General features: G+C 68.0%; 12 protein-coding genes. 3 read left to right on the top strand and 9 right to left on the bottom strand.

What is annotated here, in order from left to right; genetic code table 11:
* Positions 1–109 precede the first annotated feature (109 nt).
* From ACFZA0_RS23305 to ACFZA0_RS23290, 4 genes are read right to left on the bottom strand one after another with little or no spacing between them, the layout of a single operon-like run.
* Positions 110–625, bottom strand: a complete 516-nt coding sequence (locus ACFZA0_RS23305) for a hypothetical protein (RefSeq protein WP_391020154.1) — start codon at positions 623–625, stop codon at positions 110–112.
* Entirely contained in the window at positions 622–2,343 is a 1,722-nt protein-coding gene (locus ACFZA0_RS23300) for a hypothetical protein (RefSeq protein WP_391020151.1), read from the bottom strand. The genes ACFZA0_RS23305 and ACFZA0_RS23300 overlap by 4 nt, the downstream gene beginning before the upstream one ends.
* A gap of 15 nt (positions 2,344–2,358) precedes the next feature.
* Positions 2,359–2,910: a hypothetical protein gene (locus ACFZA0_RS23295; protein WP_391020148.1), complete on the bottom strand. Its 552-nt coding sequence runs from the start codon at positions 2,908–2,910 to the stop codon at positions 2,359–2,361.
* A gap of 11 nt (positions 2,911–2,921) precedes the next feature.
* Positions 2,922–3,392 (bottom strand): hypothetical protein, encoded by a 471-nt coding sequence (locus ACFZA0_RS23290; RefSeq protein ID WP_391020145.1) that lies wholly within the window; start codon positions 3,390–3,392, stop codon positions 2,922–2,924.
* A gap of 332 nt (positions 3,393–3,724) precedes the next feature.
* On the opposite strand from ACFZA0_RS23290, the gene ACFZA0_RS23285 reads away from it, so the two are divergent.
* The 3 genes from ACFZA0_RS23285 to ACFZA0_RS23275 all read left to right on the top strand — a co-directional run bounded on the left by ACFZA0_RS23285 (position 3,725) and on the right by ACFZA0_RS23275 (position 5,916).
* Positions 3,725–5,104, top strand: coding sequence for a hypothetical protein (locus tag ACFZA0_RS23285; RefSeq protein WP_391020142.1), 1,380 nt, complete (start codon positions 3,725–3,727; stop codon positions 5,102–5,104).
* Positions 5,105–5,278: 174 nt separating this feature from the next.
* Positions 5,279–5,512 (top strand): type II toxin-antitoxin system VapB family antitoxin, encoded by a 234-nt coding sequence (locus ACFZA0_RS23280; protein WP_391020139.1) that lies wholly within the window; start codon positions 5,279–5,281, stop codon positions 5,510–5,512.
* Positions 5,509–5,916: a PIN domain-containing protein gene (locus ACFZA0_RS23275; protein ID WP_391020136.1), complete on the top strand. Its 408-nt coding sequence runs from the start codon at positions 5,509–5,511 to the stop codon at positions 5,914–5,916. Before ACFZA0_RS23280 ends, ACFZA0_RS23275 begins: the two co-directional genes overlap by 4 nt.
* A gap of 232 nt (positions 5,917–6,148) precedes the next feature.
* On the opposite strand, the gene ACFZA0_RS23270 is transcribed toward ACFZA0_RS23275, so the two are convergent.
* The 5 genes from ACFZA0_RS23270 to ACFZA0_RS23250 all read right to left on the bottom strand — a co-directional run bounded on the left by ACFZA0_RS23270 (position 6,149) and on the right by ACFZA0_RS23250 (position 16,705).
* Positions 6,149–6,649 (bottom strand): hypothetical protein, encoded by a 501-nt coding sequence (locus ACFZA0_RS23270; RefSeq protein ID WP_391020133.1) that lies wholly within the window; start codon positions 6,647–6,649, stop codon positions 6,149–6,151.
* Between the two features lie 23 nt (positions 6,650–6,672).
* Entirely contained in the window at positions 6,673–8,736 is a 2,064-nt protein-coding gene (locus tag ACFZA0_RS23265) for a hypothetical protein (protein WP_391020130.1), read from the bottom strand.
* Positions 8,737–8,863: 127 nt separating this feature from the next.
* Positions 8,864–9,091 (bottom strand): hypothetical protein, encoded by a 228-nt coding sequence (locus ACFZA0_RS23260; RefSeq protein ID WP_391020127.1) that lies wholly within the window; start codon positions 9,089–9,091, stop codon positions 8,864–8,866.
* Between the two features lie 80 nt (positions 9,092–9,171).
* Positions 9,172–9,618, bottom strand: coding sequence for a hypothetical protein (locus ACFZA0_RS23255; protein WP_391020124.1), 447 nt, complete (start codon positions 9,616–9,618; stop codon positions 9,172–9,174).
* 199 nt (positions 9,619–9,817) lie between these two features.
* Positions 9,818–16,705 (bottom strand): polymorphic toxin-type HINT domain-containing protein, encoded by a 6,888-nt coding sequence (locus tag ACFZA0_RS23250; protein WP_391020121.1) that lies wholly within the window; start codon positions 16,703–16,705, stop codon positions 9,818–9,820.
* Between the last annotated feature and the right edge of the window lie 51 nt (positions 16,706–16,756).

The raw sequence follows: 16,756 nt of genomic DNA, 5'->3' as shown, positions 1-16,756 counted from the left end.
TCCAGTATCGGCGTGACGGGCCACCGGGACATCCCGGCGGCGGCGCTGCCCAGAGCAGGCGGCCGTCACGCCAGGAGGGCCGGCGCGGCCTCCGCCGCTGCTACTGCGGCTACTCGCAGCCGAGGGCGGCGCGATAGGACGGGGCGTACTGCTTGAGAAAGGCGACCATGTCGGCCCCGCGGTCGCCCAGGGAGTGCGTCAGCCGCACCTCGAAGGAGAATTCCCCGGCCCCGTACTTCTTCTTCTCGCAGTTCACCACCGTGAAGGCCGAGAGGCTGCCCACGGCGTACTTGCCGCCCTCGGCCGGCTCCGCGTTGCCTTTGCCCTCCTTCGCGGCGACGTCCTGGGCCGTCGTCCCCGCCGCGCGCCACACGCCTTCGACAGTCAGGTCTATGACGTCGTCGACCTCTATCTGGCAGTACTGGCGCGGGGACGCGGTCTTCGAGCGGCCCTTGAGGACGTGCACCGTGTCACCGGACGGCAGCAGCTTCTTGGTGACGTCCGCATCGACCCGCGCACCGCACAGGCTCTGCGGCACCGTGTAGTCCTTGCCCTCCCCCGAGCAGGCGGCCAGAGGAAGAAGTGCGACCAGGGTCGTCGCCGCCGCCAACCTGCTTTTGCTCACGAGGCATCGCCTGCGCTCTCCATCTTCGCTCCTGCCGCATGTCCGTCGGCCGCGCCGTTCGCCGCCGACGTTTTCAGGTCCTCGATCGTGTCGCTGTTGAGTCCGCTGTTCGTAGCGGCGGACTGCACGGCCCTCTTCACCGAGTCCTTCACCGCCGACTCCCCCTCGGCGTAGGTGCGCGTGGCGTCGCCCTCGGCCTGATCGGAAGAATCCCGTTCGATGCTGTCCATCACCGATTCCTGAATGTCCTCGTAGGCCCAGCCGACGGCCGCTCCCGCCACCGGGATCTTCTCCCCCACGCCCTCCACGACCGGGCTCAGGAAGCGGTCGATCCACTTCTGCTTGTCCGCTGCGGCATCGTTGAATTCTTGGTCAGAGGCCGTGTGGTAGTCGAGCACCGCGTCCGCGCGGGACTCGCTCAGGATTCCGGCGATGAATCCGCCGGGACGCGCGGCGTTCCTCAGGCGTTCGGCATCCGCGACACTGCTCTGGCTGTCCCCGTTGATGACATCGTTCACGACGTCCGCGGTGTATGCCTGCTGGGCGGTGGTGATCGTCGCGTATGCGTCGGGATCCTGGCCCACTTCGGCGAGGAATCGCTCTGCCGTCGTCTCCGTCATCTCGACAGGAGCTCCGTTGACGGCGAACTCGCTTCCGTCGGAATTGGAAAACTGTTTCTGGAAGTCGCCCATGTACTCGGCGGTGATGTTGCCCAGGCTGTCGCGCATGCCGTAGAGGGGGCCACTGTCCTGATCCAGATCCCCGTTCTCGTTGTGACGGATCAGGCCGGGGTCGCTCCCGAACTTGTCGATGATGTCGCTGACCAGCCCGGCCCTCGCCTCGGTGTGCGGAAGAGCCGGGGCGTCGCTGTCATAGGGCTGCCCGGTCGTTGCCGCCTGGAGCGCATGGCCCAGCGCCGCAGGGCCGAAGCCGAGGGCCTTCGTGGTCTTGTCCTCGTCCGCGAGGACGTTGTTGTCGTTGGTGTCGACGGTCCAGGTGAAGTCCTTGTCGGTGAAGACGTCCAGGTAGGAGCCGAACTTCAGCTTGCCGTCCGGGTCGACGGTCCCGTCCTCGTTGTACGCCGTCGGTGTCCCCGTGAAGAACTTCTCCGACGCCTCCGGGCTGTGCCCCAGCGCCTCAAGGACGCTGTTCAGCGGGTCGTTGCCGGTACCGAGCTTTCCCGAGGGGTTGAACCCGTAGATGTCCTCGCTGCCGCCGGGCTTGTTCGCGAGGAAGAAGTACGGCTCCTTCTGGTGGAGTTGGGTGATGTGCTCCGCGATCGGGTCGAGGAAGCGGGCGTCGTAGTTGCCGTACCGGAGCAGACCCCCGAGGACCTGGTAGCCGTAGGGCGCGTTCAACTGCCCCTGTTCCCACCTGATCGGCTGGGTGCCCAGGCGCCGGAACTCGGTGCCCCAACTCGCGGGCAGATGCTGGGCGTGGTCCGGGTCGGTGGCGTTGGCGAGGTTGTAGCCCATGTACTTCTGGAGGTCGCGCACCTCGTCGAGGCGGGTCTTGGCGGTACCGGGGCTGGTGCCCTGCTCCGACATGCCGGCGTAGAACTGGAGCGCCTTCTCCGGCCCGCCGAGCCCCTGGTAGAACTCGGTGGAGAACTCGCCGTCCTTCTCACCGGAGTTGTAGCGGAGCAGCGTGTTGAGCTCCTTCAGCTCCGCGTCGGTCATCTTGTCGCCCTTGCGGGCGAGTTCGAGGGCGCGCTCCACCTCCGCGTCGTTCAGCTACTCGTACGCGGCGTGACCGGCGTTGTGGGCGTCGTTGCCGTGGCTCTTGGCGAGGGCGCGGGCGACGGAGTCGTCGATCTCGGCGGCGTGGCCGACGATCGTGTTGATCCGGCTCTCCAACTGCTGCTTGGCGTCAAGTTCGTCCTGCGTGCGCTCGTCGGTATCGCCGCGGACGTGCCGGTAGTAGAGGCGCACCTTGCCGCCTCCGATGTCCTCGACGGTGATGCCCCGGCCGGTGGCGTCGGTGACCGTGGAGCGCAACTGCTTCTGGAGCGCGGCGAGTTGCGTATGGCCGTCGTCCAGGACCTGGTAGATGCTGTTCGCCTCGGTGTGGAGGTCGGAGACCTCCTTGGCCGTCTTGGTGATGAACTCCCGGGTGACGGTGGCGTTCACGCCGGCCCAGTGCGCCGAGTCGGACTTCGCCCTCATGCCGTCGCGCGCGTCCACCGCGAGCTTCTTCAGGCCGTCGACGGTGCTCTTCCAGTCGGACACCGCGGTGCCGAGCTTCCCGAGATCGACCTCGGAGAGGTCGGTGTAGCTGAACGCCACGTCCGCTCCCCCTACTTGAAGTACTCGTTGAGCTTGGACACCGAGACGGGCAGACCGTCGACGTCGTTCATGACGGTGCCGATCTGCGCGTCGTCCTCGGCGTGCCGCTTCTGGCTGTAGTCCAGGTGGTTGGAGATGTGCGCGCACGCCTGGAGCACGGAGTCGGCCTGCGAGGTCCACACGCGCACGGTGGTCTCCAGGGCGGCACCGGTCGCGAAGGAGCGAGACTTCAGGGCGGCGGCCGCCTGCGCGGTCGAACCCGACCCGGAGTCGCCCGCCCCGGCGCCCTCGATGTCGGCCTGCTTGCGCAGCCCTTCGTAGAGCAGCTTGGCCTCGTGGCCGACGGCACCGAGGTCGTCCTGCCGGACGACGAGATCGTCACCGCCGCCACCGCCGTCGGGTGCGAGGTGATCGATCTGCATGCCGCCCGAACTCCGCTGCGCGGCCCGCGCCTTGAGCTGCTCCCACTCGTTCCAGGTCAAGCCGAACCCCTCCCCCGCGTTCCGTCCCTCGTGGACCTCCGGGCCCCGGCCGGACGTCGACCGTCGTGTCGACGTCGCCTGGCTGCCCAAGGTAAGAACTCGTTCAAATTAGCAATCCTGGGCGGGGATGATCGACGCACTTCCGTCATGCGCCGAATGTCGGCCGTAGAGGTTCCGGGGAGGCCGACGGTCCCCGTACAGGCCGGCCGGTCCCTCCCGCGCAAAATCACCTGCGCGGCCCGGTACCGATCCCTAAGATCATCCCGTCGTTCGCACATCTGTGCGCATTGCGTGCCATGGGCGAACCCCACTACGGGAGGGACCAATTGACCATGTCCGTCGGCACTCGCTCACGTGCCGCCCTCGCTTCGCTGGGCGTTCTCGGACTGGCGCTGGCCGCCGCCGTGTCGCCCGCGCACGCGGCGGGCGGCACACCGGCCACACCTACTCAGCCCTTCAACGGCCACAAAAACTGCTCGGCCGACGCCGCGCACCCCACGTTCCTGTCCGCCGCGGGGGGACTTGAGGTGGAGGCCATACCCGGCACCATCGGCGCAACCGACAGCCCGCTGGCCACCCTGAAGTTCCAGGCCTGGCCGGTCGAGGACCCCGCACAGGTGACGACCGTCACCCGCACCAACGCCGCCCTCCGGTACGAAACCATCGGCACCTTCCCCACGACCGCCCTCACCGACGGCGAGACGTACGCGTGGCAGGCGCAGACGGTAATCGGGAACAGCGCTTCGGACTGGTCCGTCACCTGCTACGTCACGATCGACAACACCCGCCCGAGCGCACCGACGATCACCTCCTCCAACTACCCTCAGGAGACTGCCAGTCAGGGCGGAGTCCCCGCGGAGTTCACCTTGGACGCGGGTGGCGACACCGACGTGAGCGGGTTCGAGTACAGCTGGAGCCAGCACCTTCCCGACCCCGTCGCCACGGAGGGCCCCTACGGCGTCCCTCAGGTCAGCGACCCGTACGCGGACACCGACCACTTCGTGCGGGCGAACGCCCCCGGCGGAACCGCGGAGCTCACCCTGGTGCCGCCGGGCTCCGGCCCGCAGACCCTGTGGATAAAGAGCCTCGACCGCGCCTTCAACCGCTCGGACGTCACCGGTTACGAGATCTGGACGAGCTGGGCCGGCCCCACCCTGACGCGAGACGTCGCCTCGCCGGAGTTCGGGGACGTGGTGACGTTCACCCTGGAGCCCGACGCGGGCCTCCAGGCGATCAGCCCGATCGTCAGCTACACGGTGGACGTCACCGGAACCAACGAAGCGAAGCAGGAGGAAGTCGCGGCCGGAGCCGACGGCACGGCGAAGGTCACGCTCACCCTCGACGGCCCCTTCAGCGCGGGACTGAACGTGACCAGCAAGAGCGCGAACGGCTGGATCAGCGACGAGGTGTCGTGGACCACCCACTACGACTCCACCACCACGATCACCTCGGACGTCTATCCGACCAGTGACTCGGGCGGTGGCGTGGGCGTCCCCGGCACCTTCACGTTCACTCCGAAGGTAAAGAACGTCGTGAGTTACACGTACTCCTTCACCGGTGAACCCGCGGTCACCGTCCCTGCGGACGGCGGCGGCACAGCGACCATCGAGTGGAGTCCGTCCACCGAGGACTTCTACGACCTCGTGGTGTACGCAACCGTGGAGTCCGGGGCCCGGACGGACGGTTCCATTTACACGTTCATGGTGGAGTAGGGCTACCGACGGGGCGCGGCCGGATCGACTCGGTCCATGACATTCGGAAGGTCTCGTGCGGTGACGCCGCCGCGCGGGACCTTCTCGGCGTTCGCGAGCATGGCCGTGCCAATGTTGGCGACGTATCATGGTTATGTACATCATGGACTCAGCGAGACGGGCGGTGCTGGCGACATGTCTGTGACCCAGGTCGATCTGGATGACGAGGCGCTCGCCGAGGCGATGCGCCTCATGGGTGCCACGACGAAAAAGGAGACCGTCAACGGGGCCCTGCGGGACTACGTTGCCCGCGTCAAGCGGCTGGAGGCCGCCGAGAACCTCGCCGCGCGGGGTGAGCGCGGCGAGTTCGAGGCCGCGGCCGCAGCGCACGAGGCCGCCAAGCGCGCACGGCGAGCGGCCTTCGAGTGATCACGTACCTTCTCGACACGTCCGCCCTGTGGCACCTCTTCCGCACACCAGGAGCGCTGCGGTCGTGGGAGGGACACATCGCAGCCGGCGTTTTCCACATCTGCGAGCCCACGAGGACGGAGTTCCTCTACTCGGCCACGAGCCCGGCCCACCGGGACGAGCTGGCAGAGGAGCTCGATGCCCTCTGCCATCACTCGCCCGTCCCGAAAGGCGCGTGGCGCTGGGTCGAGACCGCCCAGTACAAACTCACACAGCAGGCGCAGCACCGCGCCGCCGGAGCCATCGACCTCCTGGTGTGCGCGACCGCGGTGCATCACGGTCACACCGTGCTCCACGTGGACAACGACTTCGCCACGGTGGCGGCGGTCATCAAAGAAGTGCAGCAGCGAGACGTACGCGCCTGAAGTGCTCTGTTCAGCAGTTCGAGTTCTCTGCACCGACAGTCGCAGAAGCGGGAGTATGCAGAGCGCACGGCCCACTCCGAGCCGCCCTACCCAGCCAGCTACCCCGGCCGCCCGAAGGGTGACTTTCCAGGCGCCGCCACGCAGGATGCGTACCGCCTTCCAGAAGGGTGCCCCGGATTGGTGCGTCGACGGGCGGAAGTACGACCCGGGAAGCAGGGCCCTCGGCGCCCGCTCAGCACGCGCCCAGCTTCTCCAGCGCGGCGGTGTATCCAGAAGCGAGATCCTTCATTGCGGCGGCGTCCTTGCGCCCCGGGGCGACGGTGACGATGTACGTGCCAAGCGCGTCGCCCTTCCGGCCCTCGGCCGTGCACCGGACGAGGGAGACGGCCGCACCGGCGGTGTACGCGACCTTGTCCCCGTCCGCCTTCTCCGCCTGCCCTGCCCCGTGGTCGTAGGAAAGGATGTTCCACGCGGAGCGCCCCGCCCCGGCGGTCTCCCGCTTCAGGGTCAGCACGGTGTTCCCGTCAACGCTCACCTCGCAGCCACCGGTCTCCGCCTCACCCGGCGCCCGCCCGGCGGTCCGCAACTCGTCGCCCGAGGCGGGCAGCAGCTTCGACAGTGCCTCGGACGGCACTGCGACACCGCAGAGTTGCTCGGGCACGGCGAAACCGCGCTGCGGGTCGTCGGAGCAACCGGCCGCCAGGAGACCCAGGGCAGCCAGGGCCGACACCACGATGAATTCCCTTTGCCCGCGCATCAGTTCGCGTCACTCTCCGAATTCCACTGCGCTCCGGCAGCGTGACTGTTGCCCGCCGACACGCGTACGGCATCGCGGAGGTCACGGGCAGTGGGCGAGTCGATGGTGGAGTTGTTCATGAGGGAACGGTTGACCGCGTCGACCGAGGAGTCGATGGCCGCCTGCCGACCGCTGGAGTACTCGTTGCCGGCGTCTTGTTCGGCCTCGGAGCTGGTGTCGTGCTCGATGCTCTTCATGATGGATTCCTGGATGTCCTCGGAGGCCCACTCCAGGCCGGTGCCCGCCACCGGCACCTTCTCGCCGACCTGTTCGATACCCAGTCCGAGGAACCGGTTGACCCACTTCTGGGTGTTCGCCGCCGACTCGTTGAACTCCGTGTCCTTGGCGCTGTGGTACTCGTAGACGGCGTCGGCCCGCGCGTCGCTCATGATGCCCGCCATGGCGGCACCGGGGGCAACCGCGTTCGCCACCCGGCCGTCGAGCGAGGCGTCCGACCCGGGTCCGTTGATGACGTTGTCGACCGCTTGGGACGTGTAGGTCTGCTGCGAGGCGGTGATGGCGGCGTAGGCGTCCGGGTCCTGGCCCACCGCCCCCAGGAAGCGCTGGGCCCGCCCCGGGTCAAGACCGGCCGCAGCACCGGAGGTCGGGAAGATGTCCCCGTCCTCCCCCTGGCCGTACATCGCCCTCTGGAAGTCGCCCATGTACTCGGCGGTGATGTTCCCGAGGCTGCCGCGCATCGCGTAGAGCGGCCCGGTCTCCTCGTCCTTCAGATCACCGTTCTCGTTGTGGAGCAGGAGGCCCGGCTCATCGCCGAACTTGTCGACGATCTCACCGACCAGCTTGGAGCGAGCCTCCGTGTGCTCCAGTGCCGGCCGGTCACTGTCATAAGGCTGCCCGGTGGTCGCCGACTCCAGTGCGTGGCCCAACGCCTGCGGGCCGAAGTTCAGGGCCGCCGTCATCTTGTCCTCGTCGGCGAGAATGCTGTTGTCGTTGGTGTTGACGGTCCACTCGAAGTCATCGTCCGTAAACACATCGAGGTACGAGTCGAAGTCCAGCTTCCCCTTCGGGTTGATCGTCCCGTCCTCGTTGTACGCCGTCGGCGTTCCCGTGAAGAACTTCTCCGACGCCTCCGGGCTGTGCCCCAGCGCCTCAAGGACGCTGTTCAGCGGGTCGTTGCCGGTGCCCAGTTTCCCCGAGGGGTTGAACCCGTAGATGTCCTCGCTGCCGCCGGGCTTGTTCGCGAGGAAGAAGTACGGCTCCTTCTGGTGGAGTTGGGTGATGTGCTCCGCGATCGGGTCGAGGAAGCGGGCGTCGTAATTGCCGTACCGGAGCAGGCCGCCGAGGACCTGGTAGCCGTAGGGCGCGCTCATCTGACCCTGTTCCCACCTGATCGGCTGGGTGCCCAGGCGCCGGAACTCCGTGCCCCAACTCGCGGGCAGATGCTGGGCATGGTCCGGGTCGGTGGCGTTGGCGAGGTTGTAGCCCATGTACTTCTGGAGGTCACGCACCTCGTCGAGGCGGGTCTTGGCGGTACCGGGGCTGGTGCCCTGCTCCGACATGCCGGCGTAGAACTGGAGCGCCTTCTCCGGCCCGCCGAGCCCCTGGTAGAACTCGGTGGAGAACTCGCCGTCCTTCTCACCGGAGTTGTAGCGGAGCAGCGTGTTGAGCTCCTTCAGCTCCGCGTCGGTCATCTTGTCGCCCTTGCGGGCGAGTTCGAGGGCGCGCTCCACCTCCGCGTCGTTCAGCGACTCGTACGCGGCGTGACCGGCGTTGTGGGCGTCGTTGCCGTGGCTCTTGGCGAGGGCGCGGGCGACGGAGTCGTCGATCTCGGCGGCGTGGCCGACGATCGTGTTGATCCGGCTCTCCAACTGCTGCTTGGCGTCAAGTTCGTCCTGCGTGCGCTCGTCGGTATCGCCGCGGACGTGCCGGTAGTAGAGGCGCACCTTGCCGCCTCCGATGTCCTCGACGGTGATGCCCCGGCCGGTGGCGTCGGTGACCGTGGAGCGCAACTGCTTCTGGAGCGCGGCGAGTTGACGGTCGGCATCGCTCCTGGGCTGGCTCACTGGGCACCCCGGGCCTGGGTCACTGACGGTGGACTCAATGACCGTAGGCACTGGCAGAACGTCACCCCAGATGGACGCCATGGCAGTTTGCGACTCTTGGTTCACGAACTGCCACGCTGCGTGACAGCTACCCGACAACGCCCAGGTAGTCGGCCATTTCGCGCATCTCCGTCGTGAGGGTGCGCTTGCGCTTGCTTAGGATCTCCTGCAGGGTCTCGGCGGCCCCGTTCTGGTGCCGCAGCCACTGCGGGGCGGCTTCCCTGGCACGGGTCAACTCGTCCATGGCGGCGGACAGGTCGCCGGTCCGGGTGTGGGCGCGCGCCACATCGAGGGAGGGCTGCGGGATGGGTATCACTCACCCAGCAATGTGCGAGTGGCACAACCTCAGATGGCTCAGAATTGGTCACATTCGGCCCTTGGCGACAAAACCATGAACTACGTCGATCCGGACGAGAAGGTAACAATGGGACCATCTTCGGAACCGATAACCCGAACATCGAAACTCCGGTGAGGAAATTCTGCAGACAACGCAGCACCCCACGTTTTTGCAACACATGTGGCAAAGAAATCCTGCGCCAGCCGGTCCTCTTCGACATCGTCCGAATCGACAATCTGCCAGACTCGCAGCTGATTCAGTGTCGCCTCAATTTTTCGAATGTCACCGGAGAGGCTCTCGCGCCAGGCTTTAAAATTCGATTCTTCGTATGCGCGATCCCACAGCACACACCCTTCCACTTCGACGAAACGCGGCCAGAAGATCCGGGAAAATGCCACCACCATTCCTAGATCGCCATGACCTTTCACATAATCTAGGTAATCAACTCCCCCTCCCCACTCCTCCACCCAGGACTTAATCCCCGGGTAATCCATCGGGTCATTCACGGATAGCTCCTCGCGTCACTTGCATAGGGGGTCAGTCATTCGAGCCACCCAGAGAGATGGTGGCAAGCCACAGAGGTTCAGAAATTCAGAGACCTCAGGCGCCCGCCATGTTACTGCGAGCGCCTGAGGTGGTGCACTTCTACCATTATTCAATTATTTATGCACGGCTTGTATTTCGGCCATCCATATTTGGCTCGGTCTACCGGCAGCCGCATAGCTCTTCCTCGGGGCGTAGAGGCCGCGGCATCTTCTCCCAGTTGCGAAAAACCTGGCCCGTTTTTGGATTGACATGCTTGGCCATGTCGAGAATGTGTGGGGCCGGTATTCCGGCATGCGGTGCTGAGTCAGGGTCGAGGTCCGCGCGCTGGGAAATTGCGCCTTCCTCATCATAACGCGCATACGCAGTAACCGTCCCATCCTCTTTCTGACGGAAAAGCGTTTCCCCGGGGTTAGCAGTCTTCGGAAAGCGTCCGCTGACGTGCCGCGCACCCGAGAGGCTCAATCCCCCTGTATTGCAGTTGTGAACGAGGACCGGAGTGGCCCCCGCCAGCACATAGTACGTGTGCAATTCACTGACGGTGAGGTTGTGCACCGTCGCGTCCCCGGCGGTCCAGCGCTGCACCGCCGTCACCTGGACGAAGGTGCCTGCGCTGGTGCGGAGCCACTCGCCGGGCTTCAGGTCGGTGGCGTCCAGCCACTCGCCCAGGTCCGCGACCCAGAACGGGTGGCCGTCCGTCGCCGTGATCGACGCGGTCTTCGTGCCCTTCGCGCCGTCCGTGTCGATCGTGACCCTGACCAGGTGCTTCAGGCCCTGGCCCTTGATCTCGGCCGTGACCGTCTCGGTCTTCGTCTCGCCGGTCTCGGGGTCCGTCGCCCTGACCTTGTCGCCGATCTTCACGTCGGCGATGCGCTTGGTGCTGCCGTCGGCCATCAGGACACGGGTGTCGGGCGTGAAGCTGTTCTTGATCGAGCAGACCTCGCCCAACGCCTCCTCGGTGGCCTTCAGTTCCTTGCGGCCCTTGAACCAGTCCTTCACCGCGCCGATCAGGCGGTCGCCGACCTTCCACAGGCGTTTCGCCAGGGCCGTGCCCTTCGCCCACTTCCACGGGAGGCCGTACTTCGCCGCCACCTTGCCGGCGACCCCGCCCAGGAAGCTGCTGATCACCGTGATCGCCGTGGCGCCGCACGAGCCCAGTGAGCCCGTGGTGAAGCAGTCCAGGGCGTCGGTGATGCCGAGCTGGTCCATGGCGATCTTTGCGATCTCCTTGGCCGCCGCGATCGCGCGGCGCTTCGCCGCGTCCGCCTTCGAGCGGGCGATGGCCGCGTCGGCCGCCGCCTTGGTCGCCTTCGACTCCGTGCCGCTGTTGTTGTCGTAGGCGGTGCTGGAGACCGCGCCCTTGTGGAAGCCCTTCGCCGGGGGTTGCGGGCCGCACTCCTGCCAGCCGCCCACGCAGTCCGCCAGCCGCAGGCCGCTCGCGTCGTTGAACGTGACCGGGCTGTTGTTGGCGTACGCGTAGCCGTTGATCTGCTGCGGGTCGGTGTAGTCGATGACCGGGTCGGGCGAGATGAACCGGCCCGTGGTCGGGTCGTACTCGCGTGCGCCCAGGGTGGTCAGGCCCGTCGAGGCCTGGACCGTGCCGCCCGCGTAGCCCTTGTCGTCGACCCAGTTGCCCGTGGTGGTCGACGCCGCGTCGCGGGCCTCGCCGAAGAGGTCCAGGCGGCGGCGCTGGGTGGCGCCCGTCGACGGGGTCACCGTCAACTGGGCGGTGCCGTTCTGGTCGTTGGCCAGGAACGTGACGCCGTCGTTGTCCCGGACCGCGACGGTCTGGTCGCCCACCGAGTAGTAGCGCGTACCGGTGACCGTGCTGGAGCCCGCCGCGAGGTGCAGCTCCATGTCCGGGAGGTAGAGGGTCGTCTCGTCGGGGCTCTGGGAGAGCAGGCGGCTGCCCGAGGCGTCGTAGGTGTACGACGTCGTCGTGCCGTCGGCGTTGGTGACCTTGGTCAGGTCGCCCTGGTCGTCCCAGTCCAGGTTCTGGGTGTCGCCGTCCAGGACGCGGGTGTCGGTGTTGCCGGTCGCGTCGTAGGTGTAGCTGTTCGCCGACTTCACCGCGGGGGTGCTGGACGTCGCCGTCGTGTCGGTGACCGTGCTGGTCAGCTGGTGCGGGCCGGCGCCGTTCTCACCGTAGACGTACGAGGTGCTGGAGGAGGCCGCACCGGCGATGCCGTGGTCGGTCTCCGTCTTGCGGTTGCCGGTGACGTCGTACGTGTACGAGTACCAGTACGGGGAGACGCCGCCGACCGTGGAGGCCGAGGCCGCGGACGAGCACGCCGCGTCCGTCGCGCCGGTGCCCGACGCGCCGTTGGAGGTGCCGGAGGCGGTCCAGGCGTCGGTCGTGCGGCGCAGGCCGTCGTACGCGAAGCACTGGGTGTCGGGCGTGCCGCCGGTCGGGTTGTCGGCGATCGACCGGATGTTGCCCGCGTCGTCGTAGGTGTACCGGGCGTCGTAGGCGACGGAGGCGGCGCCCTCGACGTCGACGCGGGAGCGGGTCAGGCGGTTGGTGCCCTGCTCGTAGTCGTAGGTGAGCCAGGCGTCCTTGTCGGCCGCCGTGCCCGTGGAGAGGGCGACCTGCTCGACCTGGTTGGTCGGCGAGTAGTCGACGTCGGAGACGTACTTCAGGCCGCCCAGGCTGGAGTTGACCCCGGTCAGGCGCTGGAGGCCGTCGTACTGGTAGGTGACGGACTCGGCCGGAAGGCCGCCCGCGGCAGGGTAGTTGACGCCCTGCACGGTGCCGTCGTCGTTGTACTGGGTGTTGAAGGTGTACGTGCCCGCCAGGCTCGACTGGACCGACGCGGCGATCGTGTACTTGGTCGTCGTCGGCTGGTAGTCGTCGTCCAGCACGGTGTTGAGGGTCGAGGCGACGACCGCCCCGCCCTTGTACGTGTAGGTGCCGTACAGCTCGCCCTTGGCGACCGTGTCGTACTTGGTGACGGACAGCTTGGTGCCCGTGTCGGCGGCGCCGTCCCAGGCGGCCGTCACCCGGCCCAGCGCGTCGTACACCGACGTCGTGGTCTTACCACGGGAGTCGGTGGTCGAGGTGAGCTGGTCGAGGTCGTCGTACTTGTACGAGGTGCTGCCCGTGTCGGGGTCGGTCGACGTCTTCTTGCGGCCGCGCTGGTCGTAGTCGTACGTCCAGGTGTTGCCCGCCGCGTCCTTGACGGTGGCGAGCTGGCCGTCCGGCTCGTACGTGTAGTCCGTGGCGACGTAGTCCGCCGAAGTGCCGCTGGGCGACGGGGTGTCGGACTTGTACTGGCGCAACTCGGTGGTCCGGTCGCGCGCGTCGGTGATCGTGGTGGTCGGTGTCTCGCCGGTCGGCGGGTCGACGGTGACGCGGTCGCCGCCGTAGGTGTAGGTGGTGCGGTTCTTCTCGACGCCGGCGACCTTGAAGACGCTGGCGGTGGTGCGGCCGGCGCCGTCGAACTCGGTGACGGTCTGCGCGTCGACGTCCGCGTTGACCGGCTCGAAGATCGCGGTGCCCGGTGCGCCCGTCGTCCAGTAGTCGCTGTTGGTCTTCACCACGCGGCCGGAGCCGTCGTAGTAGGTGTCCGCGACGATCCGGCCGCCGTCCTGCCCCTCGGTCTGGACCTGGCGCGGGCGCAACAGGCCGTCGTAGAGGGTGTATTCGCTGCCGTAGGTGGTACCGCCGTTCTCGATCTTCTGCGTGCGGGTCCAGGCCGGTGCGGTCTTGGAGACGCCGTACGAGTACTTGATCGAGGGGGTCAGGCCCGCGGACTTCGAGCGGCCCGGGAGCCAGACCGAGACGAGGCGGCCCATGCCGTCGTAGGCCATGTCGGTGCGCTTGCCGTTGGCGTCGACCTGGCCCGTGGGCTGTCCCCACTCCGGCGCGTACTCGACGCTGGTGGTCCAGCCGAGGGCGTTGGTCTCCGTGCGGCCCGTGGTGAGGCCGTTGGTCTCGGTGTAGGCGAGGGTGTTGGGGTTGCCGCCCGCGTCGGTGACCTTCAGGGGGCGGCCGTACGCGTCGAACGTCGACGTGGCGACCGTCTGGTAGGTCGCGACGCCCGCGGTGCTGTACGAGGCGAGGCGGCGGGTGGTGGTCGCGTCGCCCTTGGTGGGCGCGGCGCCGACGGTGGTGGTGTTGTCGTACAGCGTGACGTCGTCGGAGACGACGTCCTGGGTGCGGTCGGGGGTGACCGAGCAGTCGACGTCGACCGTCTCGGTGCGGGCGACCAGGCTGTAGAGGTGCTTGTCGGGGTTGTCGGCGTACTGGGTGCGGGTGCACTGGTTGTCGGCGACGTTCAGCTCGCCGGCGTCGTTGACCTGGGTGGCCCGCCCGGTGGTGGCGTCGTAGGTGGTGGTGGACTGCGTGGTGCGCCAGCCGCCGGAGGAGAGCGCGGTGTAGGTGGTCGCGGTCTGCTGCTGGACGAAGCGCGCGGTGCGGGTGCCCCAGTCCGCGGTGTGGGTGGCGGTGACGGCGGTCCACGGGGTGGTGACGGACTTGGTGACGACGTCGTCACCGTCGTAGGTGATCGTCTCCAGCTCGAAGCCGGACTTCCAGTCGGAGTCGGCGTAGCTGGTGCCGGTGGAGTCGGTGACGGTGGCGGTGCGCGTGCCGCCGTCGGGGTCCGTGTCACCGTCGAGGCCGCGGAAGAAGACGTGCTCGGTCTTCTCGTTGGAGGGGTCGTTGGTGCCGTCGGACGTCGTGACGTCGACCTTGCCGTAGCCGCGCCAGTCGCCCCAGGTCAGGTACTCGGACTTGGTGAGCCCGTTGGCCTTGTTCTTCCGCCAGCCGGCGTCGCCGAGGTACTTGTACGAGGTGACCTGGTCGGGGGCGTCGCCGACGAGGTCGCCCTCGATGACGCTCGCGACCACGTACTTGTGGAACCAGTCGGTGATCGGGTCTTCCTCGCCGGGCGGGTTCCACTTCACCGGGTAGCAGCGGGAGGTGGACTCACCGGGGTCGGGCAGGTCGGACGCGGAGCAGTCCTGGGCGGCGTAGTTGACCGACAGGGTGCTCCCGGACTCGCTCTCCACGCCGGACAGCCGGTAGCGGTAGAAGGGCTGGATGTTGTCGCCCGACTCGTCGACACGGTTGGCGAGTTGGATGCCCGAGAGGTCCACGGAGGGGCTGGTGAGGTCGTCGCCGACCAGGCCGGTGTGCTTGACGGAGCTGAGCCACAGGGAGCGGGAGCCGTCGCCGTTGTCGGTGAAGGTGTGGTTCAGCGCGTAGCTGTCGACGTCCTCGTACGTGGTGGCGCCGGAGCGGACCTGCGTGGTGATCTGCGTCAGCATCTTGCGGGTCCAGAACGTCGGGGAGTTCTGCCCCTCGCACTTGGTGCCCGCCGCGCAGTTGCGGTCCCAGGGGACGTCCGGCCAGTCCGCGGCCGTGGAGTCCTTGAGGGCGTCGGCGGAGCAGTCCGTGAGGTCGCCGACGCAGCGCTCGGCGGTGGTGAAGACGACCCGGGCCGGTGCGGCGCTGTCGTAGACCGCGCCGGCGCGCTGGCCGTACTCGACGCGCTTGAGGTAGCCGCCGCGGATGTACGCCTTGCCGTTCTCGGTGGTCTTCAGGCCCTGCGTGTAGTAGTTGGTCTCCGTGCCGTAGTAGTACGACATGGCGTTGCCGTGGGCGTCGACCACGTAGTCGAGGTTCCAGCGCCAGGCCTGGGTGCAATAGGCGTTGGCGAAGGTGGAGTTGTAGCAGGGCTCGCCCGAGTCGTCGCCGTAGACGGGGACCGTCCAGGTGGAGTCGGTCTCGGTGTCGCCGGTGGCCCAGCCGGTGAGCCGGTTCATGCCGAAGTAGTACTGGGTGCCGTCGGCGGTGGTGATCTTCCAGTACTCGCCGTCGTTGTCGCCGTTGACGGCGCCGGTGAGGTGCTCGACCTTGGAGAAGTCGTCGGAGGCGACGTGCCACTGGCCGGTCGTGTCGTCCTTGATCAGCTCCCCGGAGGAGCCGCCGGCGAGCTGGATGGTGGCGTTGTCGGTGCCCCAGCACTGGTCGGCGTTGGCGTCGTCGTGACCGTCGTCGGCGCAGGCCTTGTAGCCGCGCTCGATGTAGCCGGGCTCGTAGCCGAAGCCCTCGCCGATCCAGGAGCCCTGGTTGTTGGTGGCGGCGGTCTGGCCGTCCACCGACTGGGAGTTGTAGGAGAGGTTGACCGAGGGGGTCAGGCCGCCGGGGACCGGCGGACCGCTGATCGGGTACGACCAGTTGAAGGCGCCGGAGGAGTTGGAGACGCTCCAGGACGCGGACGGGCTGAGCGAGGTGGCGCCGAAGTCGCCCTGGCCGCCGGAGTCGGAGGCGACGGCCGCGAGGACGGTGACCCCGGAGGCGGCGGCGCTGCCGGCGTCCCTGACCAACTGGGCTTCCGTGCCCGCCGTGTCGGGCGCCGCGGGCGCCTCGGCGGTGACGGTCCGCGCCGCCGTGTCGTTGCTGCCCCGGAGCGGGGCGGGCTTGGCGCAGGCCGCCTTCTCCGGGGTGGTGAGCACGCACTCCGGGTACTGCACGAGGTGCAGCCGGGCTCCGTAGCCGCCGCCGTACGCGTCGGCGAAGTCGCTGTAGTCCAGGGTGACTTGGACGGGTGCCGACGTGGTCCCGCCGTCGGAGCGGGTGACGGTGAGGAGCGTTCCGTCGATGCCGGCGTCGGTCGCGCGGGCGTGCGGGAGGACGGAGACCTCGACGGAGTCGGGGGCGGTGGTGCCGGTGGCGGCGACGGTGACGGGGGTGCCGGCCGCCCTGACGCCCCTGGCCTTCCGGCCGCTTCCGGCGGACTTCGCGGTGCCCCCGACGGCGACGTCGTCGGAGGCCGCCGCGGGCCAGTGCGTCGTCGCCGCGCCGGTGACCGCGGCCTTCTTCGCCTGGTCCTTCAGGGTCGACTTCTTCGCCTTGACGTTCTTCCCGTCGACCGGGTCGTCGAGGTCCGTCTGCGTGGCGGGCCGGGTCAGTCCGGGGGCCGCGGCGGCCTGCGGCGCGTACTGCGGCAGGGCGCCGACGGCGAGCGCGAGGCCGACGACGACCGCGGCCGGGCCGGCCGGTATGCGGAACCGGTTTCTGAGGAAGGTGCGTGCCGAGCGCATGGGTGCTCCGTGGGGAGAGGGCGCGGAAGGGCGGAGTGGGAGACGGGTGAC

This window comes from Streptomyces sp. NPDC008150 (assembly GCF_042956945.1).
Classification (GTDB): domain Bacteria; phylum Actinomycetota; class Actinomycetes; order Streptomycetales; family Streptomycetaceae; genus Streptomyces.
Note: the sequence above shows the minus strand (reverse complement) of the source record. Positions and strands in the feature narration are given on the sequence as shown.